General features: G+C 57.5%; 22 protein-coding genes. 9 read left to right on the forward strand and 13 right to left on the reverse strand.

What is annotated here, in order from left to right:
- Nucleotides 1–299 precede the first annotated feature (299 nt).
- Nucleotides 300–713, forward strand: a complete 414-nt coding sequence (msrB, locus tag WFN87_RS08920; protein ID WP_008456665.1) for a peptide-methionine (R)-S-oxide reductase MsrB — start codon at nt 300–302, stop codon at nt 711–713.
- A 39-nt stretch (nt 714–752) separates the two neighbouring features.
- A complete protein-coding gene (locus WFN87_RS08925; RefSeq protein WP_008456664.1) occupies nt 753–1,034 on the forward strand; it encodes a YeaC family protein in 282 nt (93 codons plus the stop codon).
- 47 nt (nt 1,035–1,081) lie between these two features.
- On the opposite strand, the gene WFN87_RS08930 is transcribed toward WFN87_RS08925, so the two are convergent.
- From WFN87_RS08930 to sppA, 4 genes are all read right to left on the reverse strand, one after another.
- The gene (locus WFN87_RS08930) at nt 1,082–2,356 is read right to left on the reverse strand and encodes a glycosyl hydrolase family 18 protein (RefSeq protein ID WP_166993978.1); all 1,275 of its coding nucleotides are present in this window, start codon (nt 2,354–2,356) and stop codon (nt 1,082–1,084) included.
- Nucleotides 2,357–2,561: 205 nt separating this feature from the next.
- The gene (gene pncA / locus WFN87_RS08935; RefSeq protein ID WP_166993980.1) at nt 2,562–3,197 is read right to left on the reverse strand and encodes a bifunctional nicotinamidase/pyrazinamidase; all 636 of its coding nucleotides are present in this window, start codon (nt 3,195–3,197) and stop codon (nt 2,562–2,564) included.
- Between the two features lie 9 nt (nt 3,198–3,206).
- Nucleotides 3,207–4,223 (reverse strand): asparaginase, encoded by a 1,017-nt coding sequence (ansA, locus tag WFN87_RS08940; RefSeq protein ID WP_008456661.1) that lies wholly within the window; start codon nt 4,221–4,223, stop codon nt 3,207–3,209.
- A 97-nt stretch (nt 4,224–4,320) separates the two neighbouring features.
- Nucleotides 4,321–6,171, reverse strand: a complete 1,851-nt coding sequence (gene sppA / locus WFN87_RS08945; RefSeq protein ID WP_336817708.1) for a signal peptide peptidase SppA — start codon at nt 6,169–6,171, stop codon at nt 4,321–4,323.
- 232 nt (nt 6,172–6,403) lie between these two features.
- On the opposite strand from sppA, the gene WFN87_RS08950 reads away from it, so the two are divergent.
- The gene (locus tag WFN87_RS08950; protein WP_336982523.1) at nt 6,404–6,955 is read left to right on the forward strand and encodes an NAD(P)H nitroreductase; all 552 of its coding nucleotides are present in this window, start codon (nt 6,404–6,406) and stop codon (nt 6,953–6,955) included.
- A gap of 42 nt (nt 6,956–6,997) precedes the next feature.
- On the opposite strand, the gene phoC is transcribed toward WFN87_RS08950, so the two are convergent.
- Entirely contained in the window at nt 6,998–7,747 is a 750-nt protein-coding gene (gene phoC, locus WFN87_RS08955; protein WP_008456655.1) for an acid phosphatase PhoC, read from the reverse strand.
- 230 nt (nt 7,748–7,977) lie between these two features.
- Here phoC and selD point away from each other — a divergent pair, with 230 nt between their 5' ends.
- The 3 genes from selD to WFN87_RS08970 are packed head-to-tail and all read left to right on the forward strand — an operon-like array spanning nt 7,978 to nt 11,218.
- Nucleotides 7,978–9,018, forward strand: coding sequence for a selenide, water dikinase SelD (gene selD, locus WFN87_RS08960; protein WP_336982525.1), 1,041 nt, complete (start codon nt 7,978–7,980; stop codon nt 9,016–9,018).
- A gap of 3 nt (nt 9,019–9,021) precedes the next feature.
- Nucleotides 9,022–11,016, forward strand: a complete 1,995-nt coding sequence (locus tag WFN87_RS08965) for a DNA topoisomerase III (protein ID WP_336982527.1) — start codon at nt 9,022–9,024, stop codon at nt 11,014–11,016.
- Entirely contained in the window at nt 10,973–11,218 is a 246-nt protein-coding gene (locus WFN87_RS08970) for a YnjH family protein (RefSeq protein ID WP_286180254.1), read from the forward strand. The genes WFN87_RS08965 and WFN87_RS08970 overlap by 44 nt, the downstream gene beginning before the upstream one ends.
- Here the strand turns inward: WFN87_RS08970 and WFN87_RS08975 are convergent.
- Entirely contained in the window at nt 11,184–11,594 is a 411-nt protein-coding gene (locus WFN87_RS08975; protein WP_336708025.1) for a pyrimidine (deoxy)nucleoside triphosphate diphosphatase, read from the reverse strand. The two genes, WFN87_RS08970 and WFN87_RS08975, sit on opposite strands and share 35 nt — an antisense overlap.
- Nucleotides 11,595–11,664: 70 nt before the next feature.
- On the opposite strand from WFN87_RS08975, the gene WFN87_RS08980 reads away from it, so the two are divergent.
- A complete protein-coding gene (locus tag WFN87_RS08980) occupies nt 11,665–12,231 on the forward strand; it encodes a carboxymuconolactone decarboxylase family protein (protein ID WP_336982530.1) in 567 nt (188 codons plus the stop codon).
- On the forward strand, nt 12,232–12,858 hold the full coding sequence (locus tag WFN87_RS08985; protein ID WP_336982532.1) for a CDP-alcohol phosphatidyltransferase family protein: 627 nt from the start codon (nt 12,232–12,234) through the stop codon (nt 12,856–12,858).
- A 134-nt stretch (nt 12,859–12,992) separates the two neighbouring features.
- Here the strand turns inward: WFN87_RS08985 and WFN87_RS08990 are convergent, their stop codons facing one another.
- The 5 genes from WFN87_RS08990 to WFN87_RS09010 form a co-directional block, all read right to left on the reverse strand.
- Nucleotides 12,993–14,282, reverse strand: a complete 1,290-nt coding sequence (locus tag WFN87_RS08990; RefSeq protein ID WP_336982534.1) for a sulfurtransferase — start codon at nt 14,280–14,282, stop codon at nt 12,993–12,995.
- Between the two features lie 84 nt (nt 14,283–14,366).
- Nucleotides 14,367–14,990 carry an ATP-binding cassette domain-containing protein gene (locus WFN87_RS08995; protein WP_336982536.1) on the reverse strand — a complete coding sequence of 208 codons (624 nt, stop codon included), beginning with the start codon at nt 14,988–14,990 and terminating at the stop codon, nt 14,367–14,369.
- A complete protein-coding gene (locus tag WFN87_RS09000) occupies nt 14,990–16,564 on the reverse strand; it encodes an ABC transporter permease (RefSeq protein ID WP_336982538.1) in 1,575 nt (524 codons plus the stop codon). The genes WFN87_RS08995 and WFN87_RS09000 overlap by 1 nt, the downstream gene beginning before the upstream one ends.
- A complete protein-coding gene (locus tag WFN87_RS09005) occupies nt 16,561–17,718 on the reverse strand; it encodes an ABC transporter substrate-binding protein (RefSeq protein ID WP_336817897.1) in 1,158 nt (385 codons plus the stop codon). Before WFN87_RS09005 ends, WFN87_RS09000 begins: the two co-directional genes overlap by 4 nt.
- Before the next feature lie 51 nt (nt 17,719–17,769).
- Nucleotides 17,770–18,432: a TVP38/TMEM64 family protein gene (locus WFN87_RS09010; protein ID WP_336982540.1), complete on the reverse strand. Its 663-nt coding sequence runs from the start codon at nt 18,430–18,432 to the stop codon at nt 17,770–17,772.
- Between the two features lie 207 nt (nt 18,433–18,639).
- Here WFN87_RS09010 and WFN87_RS09015 point away from each other — a divergent pair, with 207 nt between their 5' ends.
- A complete protein-coding gene (locus WFN87_RS09015) occupies nt 18,640–19,068 on the forward strand; it encodes an organic hydroperoxide resistance protein (protein ID WP_008456632.1) in 429 nt (142 codons plus the stop codon).
- 30 nt (nt 19,069–19,098) lie between these two features.
- Here the strand turns inward: WFN87_RS09015 and WFN87_RS09020 are convergent, their stop codons facing one another.
- Together WFN87_RS09020 and xthA are read right to left on the reverse strand one after the other, a co-directional pair.
- Entirely contained in the window at nt 19,099–19,767 is a 669-nt protein-coding gene (locus tag WFN87_RS09020; protein WP_166994000.1) for a VTT domain-containing protein, read from the reverse strand.
- A gap of 78 nt (nt 19,768–19,845) precedes the next feature.
- Nucleotides 19,846–20,652 carry an exodeoxyribonuclease III gene (xthA, locus tag WFN87_RS09025; RefSeq protein WP_008456628.1) on the reverse strand — a complete coding sequence of 269 codons (807 nt, stop codon included), beginning with the start codon at nt 20,650–20,652 and terminating at the stop codon, nt 19,846–19,848.
- Nucleotides 20,653–20,769 lie beyond the last annotated feature (117 nt).

Consider the following 20,769-nt stretch of genomic DNA (forward strand, 5'->3'; position numbering starts at 1 on the left):
AATTACAAAAACCTTACGCAGCGTCAAGCGGAATCGTGTCAATCATTGCGACAAATCAATCCTGTGACCAGGGTTTGTACGACTGAACGCCTCACGCTTCCTTTTGGGCTTAAATCCAAATGGGGACGATGCGGGGGATTTTAAACGCCAGTCCCAACAATAATGTGATTCACGTCACGCTTTGTGCCGTGCCAGAATTTCAGGGCTAAGTTTAGAACAAAAAGCAGCACGGTGTTGTTAATTTTTTGTTAGAATGGGGCCGTGAGCTGTCCCAATTGAACTGACCGAGATGTACACCTATGTCTAATCAATTACCCCCTGATTCAAATAAGAAAAACCTCAGCGAGATGCAATACTACGTGACCCAGAAGCACGGCACTGAACCGCCGTATTCAGGGCGTTTACTGCATAATAAGCGTGACGGGATTTATCACTGCCTGGTGTGTGAGGCCCCGCTGTTTCTTTCGGAAACAAAATACGACTCAGGCTGCGGCTGGCCAAGCTTCTACGAGCCTGTCAGCCCCGATGCCATCCGCTATCTGACCGATAATTCCCACGGCATGGAACGCGTTGAAATCCGCTGCGGCAGCTGCGACGCGCACCTGGGCCATGTGTTCCCGGATGGCCCGCAGCCGACCGGGGAGCGGTATTGCGTTAACTCGGCCTCGCTGAGCTTCACCGATGGGCAAAATGGTGAGCAGGTTGAGGGTTGAAGAATCGATTCAGCTAATTATTCTGCGACGGGGTGCCCAATGAGCAATCTGGATGAGATGTTGAGCGTGATGACGCCGGAGATTTATCAGCGCCTGGCGACCGCGGTCGAGCTGGGAAAGTGGCCTGATGGCGTGGCGCTGACCCAGGAGCAAAAAGACAACAGCCTCCAGCTGGTGATGCTGTGGCAGGCGCGCCACAACACGGAGGCGCAGCACATGACTATCGACACCAATGGCCAGATGGTGATGAAGAGCAAGCAGCAGCTGAAAGCGGAGTTTGGCATCGAGCCTGCGCCGTTTGTGACGATGAAGCTGCAGTAAACAAAAGGGAGACTCACTGGTCTCCCTTCGTTTTTCTGCGTTAACCGCTATTTAGCGTGATCGATGCCCAGCGACTCGGCGAGCTGTTTCGCCAACTGGTTGTTGTCATCCGCGCCGTATTCCCAGAACATCGCGCCGCCCAGCCCCTTCTCCTTGATGTACTCGGCTTTGATTTTCACCGAGCGCGGATTCTCATAGGAAATGGCAAACAGCGGTTTACCTTCAGCAGACTTCAGCGTCAGGTACGGCACCTTCGCGTCGTCATCCCACTCTTCGGTGAAGCGCTTCTGCGGGTCGTTCAGCATTTTCTTCACCAGGTCGTTGTATTTGACGTAAGTGTCTTTCGTCAGATCCACGCCCAGCGCGGTTTTAAACAGCTCCAGCTCACGCTCGCCGAAGTAGGGCTGTGTGACCGGATTTTTCTGCGCGTCGGGTTTTGACCAGTCAATGCCCGGCTCTACGGCACGCTTAGGTACGCGGCCATAGAAGCCGATGCCGAGGTTCATCTGCGCTGGTTTCAGCCCGGCTGCGAGATAGTTATTTACTACGAAATCAGCGCTGTACTTGTCGGCTTCGGCCACGGTCGGCCACTTTTTCGAATCATAGAGATTCGAGTTGAAGTACTGCGTGCCGTACGCCATGTCGTAGGTCATCAGGTTGATGTAGTTCAGCACCGGCGCAATGGCTTTCACATCAACCCAGCTTTTCGGGCTTTCGGCATTGGCCCCGACGGCAATGGTAACCAGTTTTTTGTCGCCCACGGCTTTGCGCAACTCTTTCAGCAGGGCGGTGAAATTATCCCGGTCGGCGTCCAGCTTATCCACCAGGCCCCAGGCGCCATTTACCGGGAACTCCCAGTCAAGGTCGATCCCATCCAGGCCATATTTGTCCATCACTTCCTGCACCGAGCGGATAAACACCGCGCGGTTTTCAGGCGTTGCTGCTGCGGCAGAGAAACCGCGAGCCCCCCAGCCACCAACGGACAGCAAGATTTTCAGCTGTGGATTCTGTTTCCGCAGTGCCGGCAGGGTTTCAAGGTCGGAGACAACTTTCGGGGAAAGATAGATTTGATGCAGTTTTGACGAATCTTTCAGCGCTTCGTTGGTTTCGCCTTTCTCGTCGTTATAAATCAGGCCAAAGGAGTAATTGAGGTGGGTAATCTGGCGAACATCAAGCTTATTGATATCCCCCCCGGGACCGGCAGTGACGTCGCCACCGCCGTTGAAGTAACCCACGGAAAGCAAAGATTCAGCCTGCGCAACGCCGCTGCAGGCGAGCGTCACCGCGGCCACCAGCGGTAACATTTTACGTGTGAATGACATAATGATTCCTCTTTGACGGGCACAACATAAAAGCTCCCCGGCCACGCTTAACAGACGAAAACGGCGGAAAGCGAAATCAGCTAACATGCTGAATAAATTCACTGAATATGATTATGAGAGCGCTCCCAGGCTAGGGCGAGCAAAAAAAGCGTAGATTGTGAGCGGAATCGATACAAAAGTGTGGGGCGGGGGGCCGCCCCTACGATTATTGGCAGGTAAAATCGGCGAAGGTCATTAGCGTGGCGCCTTCAACCGCCATCTCCTGGAATGCCTCCAGGCTGCTCTGGGGCCGCAGGTTCACGCCGCGACAGCCATCGGTGATGACTATCACTTCATAACCCAGCTCCAGCGCGTCAAGCACGGTAAATTTCACGCAGAAATCCGTTGCCAGCCCCAACACCACCAGGCTGCTGATGTCGTGCTCGCGCAGCCAGGCATCCAGCTCGGTTTGCTGCCGGTGGCCGTTATCGAAAAACGCGCTGTAGCTGTCGATAGCCGGATTTTGGCCTTTATAGACGATCTTATGGACGCCGGAAGCCTTCAGCAGCGGGTGAAGTTTCGCCCCTTCGCTGTTCTGAATGCAGTGATCGGGCCACCAGGTTTGCGCCAGGCCGTCGAGCATGCCCTCAGAAAAAGATTCAGTGCCTTGCGTACTGGCGAAACTTCCGTGCTTTGCCGGGTGCCAGTCTTGAGTGGCAACCACGTTTTCACCGCGGGCGTTAAACAGTTCGATAAGCTGGTTAGCGACCTCAACGGTGCTGTCACCTTCCGGGACCGCGAGCGTGCCACCGGCACAAAAATCGTTCTGCAAATCAATCAACAGCAAAGCACGTCGCGCCATTGGCGTTCCTTATTCGTCGGGGGTGAGTTCACCACGCAGGTTGCACGACATGGCATCACGGATCGCCTGGGCATCCAGACCCTGGCTCAGCAGATAGTGAAGCTTGGTTAACGTCGCTTCCACCGTCATATCAAAGCCGCTGATAACGCCCGCCTGCGCCAGCGCGTTGCCGGTAGCATAGCCGCCCATGTTCACTTTGCCGGACATACACTGCGTGAGGTTAACCACCACGATGCCGCGCGCGCTAGCTTCCTGCAACTCTTTAATGAACGCGCCCTGCTGCGGGGCATTACCCACGCCGTAAGAACGCAGGATCAGCGCCTTGACCGGCTGACGCAGGAAGTTGCCCACGACGTCGGCAGAAATGCCTGGATAGATGGTGACCACGCCAATCGGCTGCGGCGTGATCGGGTGGACAATCAGTTCGCCTTCGCCGTGCGGGGCCGGCGGCGTATTCAGCTTGCGGATGTGGATCCCGGCTTCCAGCAGCGGCGCAAGGTTAGGTGAAGCAAAGGCATCAAAGCCGTCGGCATGGGCTTTGGTGGTGCGGTTCCCGCGATAGAGACGATTGTTGAAGAACAGCGTCACTTCGTTGATCGGGTAGTTGGCCGCCACGTACAGCGAATTAAGCAGGTTGATTTGCCCGTCAGAACGCAGCTCCGCCAGCGGAATCTGTGAACCCGTGACGATCACCGGCTTGCTGAGGTTCTCCAGCATGAACGAGAGCGCCGAGGCGGTAAACGCCATGGTGTCCGTGCCGTGGAGGATCACGAAGCCGTCATACTCGTCGTAGTGGGCTTTGATGTCGTCGGCGATGTGCTGCCAGTCTTCAGGCGTCATGTCCGAAGAGTCCATCAGCGGATCGTATTCGTGGATCGTGAAGTCCGGCATTTCCGGGCGGTGGAATTCAGGCATCATCGCCAGCTGGCGCTGAAGATGGCCGGAAACAGGAATGTAGCCGTGTTCAGAACGCTGCATCCCGATAGTACCGCCGGTGTAGGCAACGTAGATAGATTTCTTTGGCATAGTTTTGCTCGAGGCTTTCGATATTTGCGGCAGAGTATAGAGAGGATGACGGAAAAAAAAAGCCCGGTTTAACCGGGCTTTGATTCATTTGAGTAAATTAACGCACATCGCCGCAGGTGAGGCAGAAGGCGTAACGGTTTTGCGGATCGTTCATGGTGCCGAATTTGTCATTCTGGGCCTTGACCGCCAGCGCGGCATCCGCCAGTGGCGCTGGCAGGTAAGCCTGAATGGCCTGCGGCAGCGCGGCGCGTACCGAGCCGGTCATGGCGTTAAAGACCATGTCGGTGAAGGTCGCGTCATCCTGCCAGAACGCCAGGTGCCAGCTTTTCAGCTTCGCCAGCTCGGCGGCTTTGGCCACGGCGTCGTCAAAGTCACCCAGGCTGTCCACCAGGCCGTTGGCTTTGGCATCTTCCCCGGTCCAGACGTGGCCCTGAGCAATCTGATCGATTTGCTCCGGCGTTTTCTTACGGGACGCCGCCACCAGGCCAATAAAGCGCTTGTAGCCGTTATCGATGCTGAGCTGCATCATCTGCTGTACTTCAGGCGGCAGTTTCTTGGTCACGGCCACGTCGGCCAGCGGCGACGTTGATACGCCGTCGGTATGCACACCAATCGCATCGAGGGTGTTTTCTACGGTGTTGATGACACCGAAAATACCAATCGAGCCAGTCAGCGTGCTTGAGTTGGCGATGATGTAGTTCGCCGGGGTGGAGATCCAGTACCCGCCGGATGCCGCCATGCCGCCCATGGAAACCACAATTGGCTTCCCGGCTTCACGCGCGGCCACAAGCTCTTCACGGATGGTTTCGGACGCAGTGACGCTGCCGCCAGGGCTGTTCACGCGGAAGACGATGGCTTTCACCTTCGGATCCAGACGCGCTTCACGGATCTGCATGGCCGTAGTATCGCCGCCGACCTGGCCCGGGGTTTCTTCCCCGTCCATAATCGCGCCGTTGGCGAAGATCACCGCGATGGCATCGCCTTGCTCAGACGGTTTTTTCACGGTGTAGTCGTAAATACTGGTGTAGCTAAAGTCTTTGTTGGCTTTGCTCCAGCCGAACTGCTTCACCAGTGCTTTGTCTACAGCAGCACTGCTCGCCAGCTCGTCCACGAGTTTATTGTCCAGGGCATATTTTGCGGTGTCGCCACCCAGTTTTTGCAGGTTATCCAGCAGCGCCTGAGCGCCAGGGAAAGCCTGCTGAGCGGTGATCTGGCGGTTGGCCGCGATGGTGTTCAGGTAGTTTTGCCACAGCTCACCAATCCAGCGGCTGTCCGCGTCGCGCGCGGCAGGGGACATATCGTCGCGGATATACGGCTCAACCGCTGATTTGTAAGTGCCGACGCGGAAGACGTGCGTTGAGACCTTCAGCTTATCCAGCAGGGTTTTGTAATACAGCGCGTTGGTGGCAAACCCGTGCAGGTCAACCATGCCCTGCGGTGAGAGCCAGATTTTATTGGCAAAGCTTGCCAGGTAGTACTGACTCTGGTTATAGCTGTCGCCCATGGCATAAACCGGCTTGCCGCCGTCGCGGAACTCGCGCAGCGCTTTACCGATGTACTGCATTGACGGCTGGTCGGCCCCGGCGAAATCTTTCAGATCCAGCACGATGCCGGTGATATTGCGGTCGTCTTTCGCCTGACGAATGGCGTCGACGATGTCGAACAGGGAATTCTCCTGCAGACGGTCAGAGCTGGCGCCCACCAGCTGGCGGCCAATCACGCCCAGCTTATTGCTGACCGACGGTTTGTCTACCACCACGCCGGTGATATCCAGCAGCAGCGCCCCGCGCGCAGGTTCTGCAGGCGTGCTTTTTACCTGCATCCAGATGCCGACTCCGACCAGGATCAGCAGGATAAGGAACAAGTTGAGAATAAATTCCCGAATAAAATTAAGCAGACGCCAGGTCCACTTAAAAAAGCCGCTAATAAATCGCCCAATGGTGCGCATGTTTTCTCCATAACCTTCAACAGGGGTATTACCCGCACGCCGCAATGAAGCTGGCTAAAGCGGCGAAAGTAAAGGCTATCCTAAAGAGAGGGCGAGGAAATGTCAGCAGGAAATCGGGGCGGCGCTGTAACAAAAACTACGGCTGTGTTAATTTTGTGAATGAAAATCATTTGACGGACTGGGGCAACCTCCACGCTTTGCCAGTCATTTCCTGTCAGTAAGGGGCTTTTAAATGGATGCACTTGAACTTTTGATTAACCGCCGTAGCGCCTCCCGTCTGGCCGAGCCGGCTCCGGCGGGTGAAGTGCTGGAAAATATTCTGCGTGCCGGAATGCGCGCGCCGGACCACGGTATGCTCCAGCCGTGGCGCTTCATTGTTATTGAAGGGGAAGGGCGCGAGCGCTTTGCTCAGCTTTTAGAGAAAGCAGCCCTTGCGGCCGGCATGGATGAAAAAAGCGTTGAAAAGGCGCGTACATCGCCGTTCCGCGCCCCGCAAATCATTGCTGTGGTCGCGCATTGCGAGACTAACCATAAAGTGCCGGTGTGGGAGCAGGTGGTTTCCGCAGGCTGTGCGGTGATGGCGATGCAAATGGCGGCGGTGGCCCAGGGCTTTAACGGTATCTGGCGCAGCGGCGCGTGGACTGAAAATGATTTGGTGCGCGAAGGACTGGGTGGCCGCGAGCAGGACAAAGTGGTGGGCTTCCTCTACCTCGGCACGCCGCAGTTGAAAGCGTCGACGACCATCAGCACCCCGGATACTTCTGCGTTCGTTTCTCGCTTCTGATTGGACATTATCCTGCCGGGCGCGCCCGGCAGGTTCCATTTCTTATTTCTTCTGCTGTTTCGCAAACTCGTCTTTCGCTTTCTGCAGCTGCTGCTGGAAGGCGGCGTTGGTATGCAGCGTGGCCACTACGGCAGATCCCACGACGCGAGCGGCATCAATATCGCTTTGCCAGTGGTAACCGCAAATCACCCGGCTTTGCCCCAGATCAAACCCGCGTTTCAGGATCTCGTTCTGGCGCTGCGGGTTGATTTCCGCCAGCACCAGCGCGGTAGCCCAGCCAATTGAGGTATGCCCGGACGGATAAGAGCCATTTTTCGACAGCTTATCCTGCTCTTTGGTGTTACAGGTTGGCACACCGTAGAAGGCAAACGGGCGGATGCGCATGTACTTTTCTTTTGCACCGCGCGTGGCGAGGTCACCGGCGTCCTCAATCATGTTGGTCAGCAGCTTGTGCAGTTCCGGCGCATCTTTTTCGGTAATTGGCGAGCCAAACGCGCCGGAGAAAGCGTTAGCCACGCCGCCACCGCTCAGGTTGGCATCTTCTTCGGCCAGCTTGCCGCGTTCGGTGGCGCGCAGCAGGCGGCCTTTCTCATACATCGCCTGATCGTTCAGAAACGCAATGCTGCCGATTTCAGGCGGCGGCGGCAGCAGCGCCAGGCTGTCAATGGCCTGGGCGTTGGTCAGGTAATAGAGATCGGGCTTGGTGGTGGCGTCATTTCCCGGAGGGGCAAGGGCAAAGGCCGCAGAGGAGAACAGGCCGGCAATACAGAAGGCTAATACGCGTTTTTTCATTGTTATTCCTTACATGCGTGGGTTGTCCAGATAGTTGCCTCGATGGTTGTAACATCACTGTCATATTTGAGTAAAAGAGCGCATCGGCAAAATGCGGCCTGGCTTCAAAAAACTTCCGCTTTGCCTGCTTAGTGAGCAACGGCACGCGAATTAGGACTGCCAGACTTACCACCAGGGCGTTTGAGCGCTACCATATTGGGTACAGAATTTGGCAAAGAAAGGAAAAGTCCATGAAGCAAACCGTTCGTTTGACCCAGTACAGCCACGGCGCAGGATGCGGCTGCAAAATTTCCCCGAAGGTGCTGGAAACCATCCTGCACAGCGAGCAGGCGAAGTTTGTCGATCCTAACCTGCTGGTGGGGAACGAAACCCGCGACGATGCGGCGGTTTACGACCTGGGCAACGGCACCGGTATCATCAGTACCACCGACTTCTTCATGCCGATCGTGGACGATCCCTTCGACTTTGGCCGTATCGCGGCGACCAACGCCATCAGCGACATCTACGCCATGGGCGGGAAACCGATTATGGCGATCGCTATTCTCGGCTGGCCGATTAATACGCTGGCGCCCGAAATTGCTCGTGAGGTTATCGAAGGCGGGCGTTTTGTCTGCCAGCAGGCGGGGATTTCTCTGGCCGGCGGCCACTCGATTGACGCGCCTGAACCGATTTTTGGCCTCGCGGTGACCGGCGTTGTGCCCACCGAGCGAGTGAAGAAAAACAGCTCTGCCGAAGCAGGCTGCAAGCTGTACCTGACCAAACCGCTGGGCATTGGCGTGTTGACCACCGCCGAGAAAAAATCCCTGCTGCTGCCAGAGCACAAAGGTCTGGCGGCAGAAACCATGTGCCAGCTGAACAAAGTCGGTGCAGAGTTTGCCGACATTGCGGGCGTGACCGCGATGACCGACGTCACCGGTTTTGGCCTGCTGGGCCACCTGAGCGAAATGTGCGAAGGCGCGGGCGTTCAAGCTGATGTCTGGTTTGAATGCGTGCCAAAATTATCGGGTGTGGAAAGCTACATCGAGCAGGGCTGCGTGCCTGGCGGCACCTCCCGCAACTTTGCCAGCTACGGGCAACTCGTCGGCGAGATGCCGGAGGCCTGGCGCAATCTGCTGTGCGACCCGCAAACTTCCGGCGGCCTGCTGCTGGCGGTTCGTGCGGATGCCGAAGCCGAAGTCTTTGCGGCTGCCGAGCGGAACGGCATTAAGCTCAGCGCCATCGGTGAATTGAAAGAGGCCCGCGCTGGCCGCCCAATGATCGAGATCCGTTAATTCATGCGGCTGTTTATTGCGGAAAAACCAAGCCTTGCGCGAGCCATTGCCGACGTGCTGCCCAAGCCCCATCGTCGCGGCGATGGGTTTATTGAATGCGGCAATGGCCAGGTGGTGACCTGGTGCATTGGCCACCTGCTGGAGCAGGCGCAGCCGGACGCCTACGACGGGCGATATGCCCGCTGGAACCTCGCTGACTTGCCCATTGTGCCGGAAAAGTGGCAGCTCCAGCCTCGCCCCTCCGTGACTAAACAGCTCAACGCGATTAAAAAGCTGCTGGCTCAGGCCACCGAAGTGGTTCACGCGGGTGACCCCGATCGCGAAGGGCAGTTGCTGGTGGATGAAGTGCTGGACTATCTCCAGCTTGCTCCGGAAAAGCGCCAGCAGGTGCAGCGCTGCCTGATCAACGACCTTAACCCGCAGGCCGTGGAGCGGGCGATTTCCCGCCTGCGCGCCAACAGCGAATTTATTCCGCTTTGCGTTTCGGCGCTGGCCCGCGCCCGTGCCGACTGGCTGTACGGGATTAACATGACCCGCGCCTACACCATTCTCGGGCGCAATGCGGGCTACCAGGGCGTACTGTCTGTGGGCCGCGTCCAGACGCCAGTCCTGGGCCTGGTCGTGCGCCGCGATGAAGAGATTGAAAACTTTGTCGCCAAAGATTATTACGAAGTAAAAGCCCACATCGTGACGCCAGCGGACGAGCGTTTTGTGGCGGTGTGGCAGCCGAGCGAATCCTGCGAACCCCATCAGGACGAAGAAGGCCGCCTGCTGAACCGCAAGCTGGCGGAGCACGTCGTCGCGCGTATCAACGACCACCCGGCGCTGGTCACCGCCTATAACGATAAACGGGAATCGGAAACCGCGCCGCTGCCGTTTTCGCTCTCCAGCCTGCAAATCGAGGCGGCGAAACGCTTTGGGCTGAGCGCCCAGAACGTGCTGGATATTTGCCAGAAGCTGTACGAAACCCACAAACTGATCACCTATCCGCGTTCCGATTGCCGCTATCTGCCCGAAGAGCACTTCGCCGGGCGGCATGCGGTGATGAACGCCATCAGCGTGCATCAGCCGGATTTACTGCCGCAGCCCGCGGTGGATGCCGATCTGCGTAACCGCTGCTGGGACGATAAAAAAGTGGATGCCCACCACGCGATTATTCCCACGGCCCGCAGCTCTGCACTCTCATTAAGTGAAAATGAGGCTAAAGTTTATGGCCTGATCGCCCGTCAATACTTAATGCAGTTCTGTGCCGACGCCGTATTCCGTAAATGCACCATCGATCTGGATATCGCCGGAGGCAAATTTATCGCTAAAGCGCGTTTCCTTGCCGAAGCGGGCTGGCGGGCGCTGCTGGGCAATAAAGAGCGCGATGAAGAGAACGACGGCACGCCGCTGCCGGTGGTGGCGAAAGGGGACGAACTGCTGTGCGAGCATGGCGAAGTGGTTGAACGGCAAACTCAGCCGCCGCGCCACTTTACCGATGCGACATTATTGTCAGCGATGACCGGGATTGCGCGCTTTGTGCAGGACAAAGATCTGAAAAAGATCCTGCGCGCCACGGACGGATTAGGCACCGAGGCGACGCGAGCCGGGATCATCGAACTGTTATTCAAACGCGCTTTTCTGGTCAAGAAAGGGCGCTATATTCATTCTACGGAGGCCGGGCGGGCGCTGATCCACTCGCTGCCGGAGCTGGCCGCCAGGCCAGACATGACCGCGCACTGGGAATCAACGCTGACGCAAATCAGCGAAAAGCAGTGCCGCTATCAGGACTTTATGCAGCCGCTGGTGCATACGCTTTATGAGCTGATTCATCAGGCGCGAACCACGCCGGTGCGGCATGCATTTAAGGGCATCAAAGCCCAGGATGACGGAAAAAAAGCAAAACGTTGGGTCAAAAAAGAGGGAAGTGATGATGCCAGTAAAAAGCCTGCTCGCCGCCGCCGTGGGGCTAATGATGAGTCTGCCAGCGATGGCGGTGCAGTCCCGTCAGCCTGACGTTGACGTGGTGATCCCGCCGGAAGTGTTCACCAACAGCAATCAGCCGCAGACGCCGCCCTGCAACCAGTGCTGTATTTATGAAAATAAAAACTATTCTGAAGGGGCGGTGGTGAAGACGGAAGGCATTTTGCTGCAATGCCAGCGTGATGACAAAGTCTTAGGGACTAATCCGCTGGTCTGGCGCCGCGTGAAGCCATAAACGCCTTCAACAGTGGGACATCCGCCGGGGCGAGGGCATAGCCAAGCGCCTCCGGCGGTTCACACCAGACCAGCTCGCTGTGGCAATGGGCGATGGGTTCGCCGCTAAAGGCCTCAACATGCCAGGCGTGCAGATGAATCATTCTCCCGCTCACTTCGCGCTGATGGCTGGCCACGTAGCCGCTAATTTGTGCCGTAATTCCCAGCTCTTCCAGGAGTTCCCGCGCCAGCGCTTCGGGCTGCGTTTCTCCCCTTTCTACTTTCCCACCTGGAAATTCCCACAGGCCGGGCTGATCGCCATTTTCAGGGCGACGGGCGAGCAGAATTTTGCCTTCGTGCTCGATAATAGCCGCGACAACATCAAGGTTTTTTAGCATGGGTGTCCATTTTCCGTGGGGCTGGCGTGGCATAATACTCGTCCTGAGATGCCAGCAAAAGAGTAACTGAATGATGGAAACGAAAAGCGAGCCCTGGATTGCCCCCCTTAAAACGCTGCCCAAAAGCCTGCGCCCGATTGCGGCGATGCAGGAGAAAAATTTTGGTGCGGTGCTGAACCCGACCCGCTGGTGGGGGCGACTGCCGTATTTATTCTGGCTGGTGGCGCTGTTTGTCGGCTTTCTGGAAAGACGCCGGGCAAAAATCGACCCGGTGATTCGTTCGCTGGTGATGACCCGGGTATCGCAGCTGTGCAGCTGTGAATTTTGTATCGACGCTAACAGCCTGCGTCTTGCAGAGCGTAGTCAGTCGATGGATAAGGTGCTGGCGGTGGCCAACTGGCAAAATGAGTCGATATTTAGTGAGAAAGAGCGGGTCGCATTGGCCTACGCCGAAGCGATGACCGCCACGCCGCCACAGGTGACCGACGAGTTAAAAAACAGGCTCAAGCAGCATTTCAACGACCAGGCGGGGACCGAACTCACCGCGCTGATTGCCTTCCAGAACCTTTCGGCTCGCTTTAACGCCGCACTGGATATTCCCTCCCAGGGGTTATGCCCGACGAAGGGAAAACGCTAGATGTTCGACAGCTACCTTCACCCGCGTATCAAACCCGTGCTTAATCGCCTGGCGGCCGTGCTTGATAAGCCCGCTATCACGCCGGACAGGTTGACGCTGGCAGGATTCGTGATTGGCGGGCTCACTTTGCCTTTTCTGGCACTGCAATGGTATGTCCCGGCGCTGGTTGCCATTATCTTTAACCGGCTTTTTGATGGCCTGGACGGCGCGCTGGCGAGACGCAGAGGGCTAACCGATGCCGGTGGCTTCCTCGATATTACGCTGGATTTTCTTTTTTATGCCCTTGTGCCGTTTGGCTTTATTCTCGCGGACCCGGCGCAAAATGCTCTCGCAGGCGCGTGGCTGCTGTTCTCTTTCATCGGCACCGGCAGCAGCTTCCTGGCGTTTGCTGTCCTGGCGCAGAAGCACGATATCGCGAATCCAGGCTACGCCCATAAATCGTTTTATTATCTGGGGGGACTGACGGAAGGTACCGAAACTCTCCTGCTGTTTGTGCTTGGCTGCCTGTTCCCGGACGGTTTTGCCTGGCTGGCGTGGATCTTCGGCGGGCTTTGCTGGCTTACCACGCTCAACCGCATCTGGGGCGGGTATAAGACGTTAAAACGACTGGATGACTCCGCAGATTAACCCCCTCACCCCGACCTTCTTCCAGGGGGCGAGGAAGTAAACAATTCCGCTCTGGGGGAGAATACAGGTGCTATTTATCCCCTCTGCCCGTGGGGGAGAGGATTAGGGTGAGGGGGGAAGTCCTCAAGTCGGCATCAGTTCGGTTTACGCTCGCCGCTCACGACAGGATTTTTAGGGTCAGCGCTCCATTCGTACCAGCCGCCGTCATACAAGCCAACGTCCTTCCAGCCCATTGCCCGCGCGTACATCAGCGTTTCGGAAGCGCGCCATCCGGTTCCGCAGTAAAAAGCAACCTGCTGATCCGGCGAGATATTCCAGGTTTTCCACATCGCGGCGATGTCGTCCCCTGCCCGCATGGTACCGTCCGGATTATGGAAGTCTTCCATATGCGTGGAGTCAGAGCCCGCGTGGCCCCAGCGGGCGCCCGCAATCTCGCCTTTGGGCTTGATGTAGCTGTACCCGCTGGTGGTGCCGATAAATTCCGGCCAGGAACGAATGCTGACCAGAGAAGCATCTTTACGGTGCAGCAGCGCGCGCGCCTGTTCCATGTCCAGCATCAGCTGAGGCTGGCCGGGAATCGGGGCACCGAAGTCGGGGGCTGGTGTTGGCTGGCTGGGCAGGCCACGTTCAACGGGCAGATCCGCCGCGCTCCACGTCGCCCAGCCTCCGTCCAGGAGACGGACGTCTTTCACGCCGGCGTACAGCATGATCGCCGCCACGCGCGCCGCCGCGTAGACATCACGCCCATACAAAATGACGGTCGTATCGTGCCGGATGCCGTGCTTCGCCAGCATGGTTTTCAGCTTGTCGTCGGACACTTTGTTCCACAGCGGCTCGCTCTCCACCTCTTCGGTGTTGATGTAGCCCGCGCCGGGAATATGGCTGAGCAGATATTTTTTCGGCGCGCCCCAGCCCGCTTCAATCACTTTCCACTCCCCGGCGGGCGCTGCGGTGACCGGTTTTTTATTCTGTAAATCATGGATCCATTGCGGGTACACCAGCTGCTCAAAATGCGCCAGCTTTTGCAGGCGGGAAGGATCCTGCAGGGCGTCGGTCAGCATTGCAATCTGCGTAAACCCCAGCTTTTCTAAGCGAGTTTTCACGGCCTGAGCGTCGCTACCATACAGCGCCATCAATCCGGTTTTGCTCAACTGATGCTGCTTAGCCCACGTTGAAAGCTGCTCATCGCTCATTAGGGCCAGCCAGGAGGCCGAAAGATTCAAGGCTGTGGGTTCATGGCCGCCGTTGCCGTTTAAGGTTTGCGGCCAGCCGTTGTAAAACGCGCTCGGCCGAGTATCAATCACGGCACCGTTTACGGCTTTTACGCTGGAGAGGTTCATTTCAGTGGGTACCGAGGCGGCAAAAGTGACCTGGGACAGCCCGGCAAGCAGCAGGGCGGTGGTTAGCTGAGAAACACGTTTCATCTAATAACCTAAAGGATAGCAAAAGAGCCGAAAGTTTAGTCCTCGCTGGCGCTGGCTTCTTTGCGATACCTCATGTTCGATGGGCTAAAGCTGGATAATCTGGCCGTGGGTCGGCGCATCCTGCTCATCGTGAGTCACCAGCACGACCGGCAGTTTGAGCAGTTGGGCTTTTTGCCAGACAAATTCCCGAAAGCCCTGGCGCAGCGGCAGGTCGAGCCGGGAAAAGGGCTCATCCAGCAGCAAAGCTTCGGGTTCGGCCAGCAGGGCGCGCAGGACGCTGACGCGCGCTCGTTCCCCGCCGGAGAGCGTGGCCGGATCTCTGCGACCATAGTTTGCCAGCCCGGCGCTTTCCAGGACCTCCGAAACAACACGCTGCCGCAGCGAGCGCCCAGCGACGGAGGCGGGAATCGCCATCAACAGATTTTGCCCAACGTTAAGGTGAGGGAATAGCAGCGCATCCTGGAACAAAATGCCGATGCGGCGCTGTTCAACGGGCAAATAAGTCAGGCTGCGCTGGTTAAGCTGCAGCGTGCCCTGGGCGCTAAAGTCCGGGGCTAAATCGCCGATCATCCAGTTCAGAAACGTCGATTTACCCACGCCAGACGGGCCCATCAGCGTAACAATCTCACCCGGCGCAACGTCAAAGCTGATATTCGCCAGCAGTGGTTCGCCATTGCGAGAGAGGGAGCAATTTCGCACGCTGAGCATTAGCGCAATCCTTTTCTGTGGGTGCCAGCCAGGCGGCTGGCTGAGATTGTGGCGATAAACACGGCCAGCGGCAGCAGCATTTGCAGCAGGGCCTGGATTGCAAACTGCTGTGGATCGCCGCCGCTGCTGAGCGCCACGGCTTCCGTTGTGACGGTGGCAAACCGGCCCGCCCCGGCATAAAGCGTAGGCAAATATTGCGCGATGCCGACCGAAAAACCGACGGCCAGCGCCGCCAGCAAAGGCCGGACAAGCAATGGGATCTGGATAAGGCAGAGAATTTTCCCCGGCGACCAGCCGAAAGTTTGCGCTGTCAGCACCAGACGAGCGTCAATCCGCTGCCAGGCTGGGGCCAGAATCAACAGCGTATAAGGCACGACCCACAGCAAATGGCTCCAGATAAGCGCGGCCCAGCTTCCTTCCATGTTCAGCCTGAGCAGGAGTTGATACTGCCCGGCGGCCAGCGGCAGCGCAGGCAGCAGCAGCGGCAGATACAGCCAGCGATCGTACCGGCGCGGGCAGCCCTTTAGCCACAATATTGTCACGACTGGCGCGATCAAAGCGCTGATAAGCCCGGCCACAAAACTTGTCCAGACCGGCACCAGTTCAGCCTGCTGCCAACCGCTAAGCGTTAAACTTTCAGGCCAGCGCGCCGGATAGAACCAGCCTTCAGCGAAGGACCAGGTGACAAGCATGGCGAGAGCCATGAAGCCGAACAGAGAAAGTGAAGCGCTGGCCACAGTGCCTGCTGAGGTAAGATTCAGGGCACATCGCTTGCCTGAAAAACGCTCGATTCGCAGTTTAAATGCTTCCCACGCTAACCGCCCGAAAACCATAAAACCGCCGAGCAAAAGCAGCAGCACGCAGGAGGCCGCCAGGCCCATGTCCTGCCGAGAAATATCGCTGTCCGTTAACCATTGCCAGGCCAGCACGGCAAAAGTGGGCGGGTTAGCGGGGCCAAGAATAAGCGCGGCATCCACGACCGAAAGGCTGTATGCCGTCACCGCCACTAAAGCCCAGCCCAGGCGCGGCAAGAGCTGCGGCACAAGCACGTAGAGACGGGATTGTAGCTCGCCGTAGCCGAGCGTTCTGGCAAACGTTATCTGCTGGCTCAGCGGTTCGCTTTGTAGCTGTGCGGCTGAGAACCATAGCAAGAACCAGGCTTCTTTTAGCGCCAGCATGAGGCCGAGGGTAAAGCCGTAGTTATCCGGCGGCAGAAAAAGGTTGAAAAGGCGCGCCAGCCAGCCGCTGGCTGAAAACAGGAAGAAAAAGCCGCTGGCAAGGGCGACGTGTGGCAGCGCCAGCAGCAGCGGCAGGCGCTGAAGATAGCGCTGCCAGCGCTCGCCGGGATACAGGGTGCAGAGAAGGATTAACGTCAACAGCAGCGAACCGCCCACGCTGAGAGTGGTTGAAACCAGCGTGGTCATTAAGGCTTCCGGCCACTGTGAGTCCTGCCAGACGGCAAGCCAGGTTTCACTTTGTAACAATGGCGGCACTATCAGCGCAAACCCCGGCAGCACCGGCACAAACACCAGGCCCGCCGCCAGTGCTCCGGCAAGCGTAAAGCCGCGGCTCATCGCGACCCGTAACGCTGAAGCCAGGCCTGCTCCAGCGCGTTAACCCAGGCGGCGTGAGGTTCTGCCAGGAAAGGAACCGGATGCTGGCTTTTGGGCACCAGATCCTCAAGCTGTGCTTTGTGCGGTGGCGGCAGTGCGTTGCTGCTCAGCACGCTCGCATCGCCCCAGACAGCCGGATCGGCTTTGCGGATTTGTGCTTCCGGGGACATCAGGAAATTGGCCACGATCTGCGCTCCGGCTTTGGCGCTGCTGTTCGCCGGAATAGCGACGAAATGCACGTTGCCCAGCATACCGGCGCTAAAGCCAAAGGATTCTGCCGACGGCTGGAGCTGGCGGCGAGCGATCAGATTGTCGACGTGCGCCGGGTTGAAGGTCACTGACAGCAGCAGCTCGCCGTCGGCCAGCATACGATCCATGCGCGCCGGCGTCGGCGGGAACGTTTTTCCTTTTTGCCAGAGGAACGGATGAAGCTGGTCAAGGTAACGCCAGAGCGGGGCGGTGACTTGCTCGAAGGTGCCGGGATCCGGGGCCGTTTTCAGCGCGGCCGGTTTTTCGGTCAAGACAATCAAAAGCTGTTCAAGGAACGCCGTGCCGGTAAAATCCGGCGGGCGAGGGTAGCTGAGCTTGCCGGGATGGGCTTTGGCGAAGGCCAACAGTTGTTCTGCATTTTGTGGGAAGGTCGGCGTGCGTTTCTTATCGCCGATGAACATCAGCTGGGCGCTTCCCCAGGGCGCTTCTGCCCCGTCAACCGGTACCGAGAAATCTTCCCGCACAGGTTTTTTCACGTCAACATATCGCCAGTTTGGCAGATTTTCGGCCCAGTTTTCGCTGAGCAATCCTGCCTGCTTGAGCACGCTAAAATTTTCACCGTTGACCCAAAGCAGATCTACCGATCCGTTGGTTTTTCTGCCCGCAGTCGCTTCGCTTTGAATGCGCCTCACCGCATCGGCCGCGTCCGCCAGCTTCACCACTTTAAGCGTCACGCCGTAATGCGTTTTTACCTCACGGCTGACCCAGTCCAGATAGCCGTTAACGGCAGGATCGCCGCCCCAGGCGTTGAAATAAACCGTCTGGCCGTTGGCCTGCTGGCGAATATTCTGCCAGGACTGAGGTTGGGCGACGGCGCTAAAGCCGATCATCGTCAGGGCAACCATCAGCGCCCGTATGCCAGATATTAAGCGTTGCAAGAGAAAGTCCTCAGCGTGTTATGGGGCGGTTCGTCTGGCCAGCCAGCGCGCGGCCAGCGGCAATAGCCCTAGCAGGGCAAACACCAGCATCATACCGGGGGAGAGAATATCGCCCAGGCTTTGTAGCTGGCTCAGCTGCCTGCCGGTGTTAATGTAGACCACGATGGCAGGCAGCATGCCGAGCAGGCTGATCGCGGCATAGCGAACGACGCCCATTGGCGTCAGGCCCATTAATAAATTCACCAGCACAAAAGGGAAGACCGGCGCGAGCCGCAGGGCAAAGAGATAATGGCCGCCGTCGCGCCGTATGCCCTGGTTCACTTTTTCCATCATGCGCGAGAAACGGCGCTGCACCCAGTCCCGCAGCAGGTAACGGCTGATTAACATGGCGACGGTCGCACCTGCAGTGGCCGCCAGGGCAACCAGCACGGTGCCCTGCACCACACCAAAGATAGCGCCGCCCAGCAGTGTGAGCAGGGTGGCACCGGGAATGGAAAAGGCGGCGGTGAGAAAGTAGCAGCCCAAAAAAATCACAATCGCCAATATTGGGTGCTGCGCATGCCAGTGCGCAAACGCTATCTGAGAGTGCTGAAGTGCCGACAGGCTTATTGTGCCCGGAGGAAGCAGATACCAAAACAACCCCGCCATGATGACCAGCAGCGCAAAGAGACTCTTACGCACATCTACCTCTTCTCTTTTGTTTATCCATCGTCATACCGTACCGCTGCAGTAAAGGCGTGGAGTATAGCGGAGGGAGCGTGACAGCGAGCTTGAGCCAGGTCATGAAGCGGATACAGACTTATACATTTTGGCCTGGCGGAGAACATATGGCAGATACATAGCGGTAGTTAAATGGCGGCTCTTCTTACCCACGATTGAGGAATCACGATGTCCAGCAAACTCGAGAAAGTGCTTTATACCGCCCATACCACTACCGTTGGCGCTCGCAGCGGGCACGGGCGTTCGGACGACGGCAGCCTGGACGTGCAGCTCAGCACGCCGGGGTCCGGCAAGCCGGGGACGAATCCCGAACAGCTTTTTGCCGTCGGTTATTCCGCCTGCTTTATGGGGGCGATTGGGCTGGCGGGGAAAAAATTGGCTATCCGCATTCCGGAGGAAACCGCCGTGGACGCCAGTGTTTCGCTGGGAAAAGTCGATAACGACAGCCAGTTTGCGCTGGCGGTGACGCTTCACGTCAGGCTACCTGGGCTGAGCGAGGCCCAGCGGGAAACTTTGCTCGCGACCGCCCACGCCACTTGCCCGTACTCGCGTGCGATTAGCGGCAATGTTGACGTGACGCTGCTTTCACAAGGGTAACGACAAAACGCCTTCGATAGCCGGGGGCGTTTAACTTTTTAAGCGGGTTCTTTTTATCAGCCAGTGAGACAGGAGCGGCAGCAGGCCAATCAGCGCCAATAACAGCAGCATGGTGGGGGAAATAATGTCCCGCAGGCTTTCTACCTGGCTAAGCTGGCGGCCGGTGCTGATGTACAGCACGATAGACGGCAGCAGGCCAAGCAGCGTCACTATCGCGAAGCGAACGGCGGAAATCGGCGTCAGCCCCATCAGCAGGTTGATGATGGAAAAGGGCAGAACCGGCACCAGGCGAAGGGCAAACAGGCAGTGTGTAATATTGTGCTTAATGCCCTCGTTGATCTTTGCCATGGTGGTGGCAAAGCGCCGCTGTACCCAGTCATGCAAGAAATAACGGCTCAGCAACATCGCCACGGTTGCGCCGCTGGCTGCCGCCGTAGCAACCAGTACGGTGCCTTCGACCAGCCCAAACAGCGCACCGCCCATCAGGGTCATAATGCGCGTGCCGGGGATGGAAAGGGCGGAAATCAGGAAATAACCAAGGAAGAAGGCGCTCATCACCAGCGCCGGGCGTTCGGCGTGCCAGAGACTAAGCTGAGCGTGATATTTCTGCAGCGTCGCCAGGCTAAGGGTGCCCGGCGGCAGCAGGATTAACAGCGAGATGACCAGCGTGGCCAGCAGCAAAAACAGGATTTTACGCATTCTGTTCGCGCCTCGTCAGGGGGAAAAACGGCATCTCGCTATCCTTGTCTGAAGATGTGTCTACCTTCAGTATTTCCCTTACCGCTTAAACTGCGCCCAAACAGGGGCGTGGTCGGACGGTTTTTCCATGCCGCGAATGTCGTAGTCGATCCCGGTTGCCACGCAGTGCGGCGCCAGCCCCTGGCTTGCCAATAGCAGATCTATACGCAGGCCACGGTTATCGTCGAAGCCTTTTGAACGGTAGTCAAACCACGAGAATTTGTCCTGTGCTTCCGGGTTAGCGTGGCGGTAAGTATCCACCAGGCCCCAGCCGAGCAGGCGAGCCATCCACTCACGCTCTTCCGGCAGGAACGAGCATTTCCCGGTGCGCAACCAGCGCTTGCGGCTATCTTCACCGATCCCGATGTCGAGATCCGTCGGGCTGATATTCATATCCCCCATGATCAGCACCGGATTTTCCGGGCGCAGTTCACCCTGCAGGAAGTCCTGCAGATCCTGGTAAAACTTAGTCTTGGCCGGGAATTTGGTTTCATGATCGCGGCTTTCGCCCTGCGGGAAGTAGCCGTTGATCACCGTCAGGTTGCCAAATTCAGACGGGATTTCCGCCATGATAATGCGCCGCTGGGCGTCTTCGTCGTCGGTCGGGAAGCCTTTTCGCACCGAAATCGGCTTCTCTTTGGTCAGCAGCGCCACGCCGTAATGACCTTTCTGGCCATGATAAAACACGTGATAGCCGAGTTTCTCAACGTCTTCCAGCGGGAACATATCGTCGTGCACTTTGGTTTCCTGCAGACCAATAACGTCCGGCTGATGCTGTTCCACGATGGCTTCAAGCTGATGAGGACGGGCGCGCAGGCCGTTGATATTAAAAGAGACAAATTTCATAGTCGCTGCCAGGTTGTCAGGTTAATTGTTGCAGGATGGTAGCAGAAAACGGCGCAGGTTGCTGCGCTGAAGCTAATCGTTGCCATAGGCGCGTCTGGCGGACAAAAATAAAGCAAC

Source organism: Cedecea sp. AS113 (genome assembly GCF_037152415.1).
Taxonomy (GTDB): Bacteria; Pseudomonadota; Gammaproteobacteria; order Enterobacterales; family Enterobacteriaceae; genus Cedecea.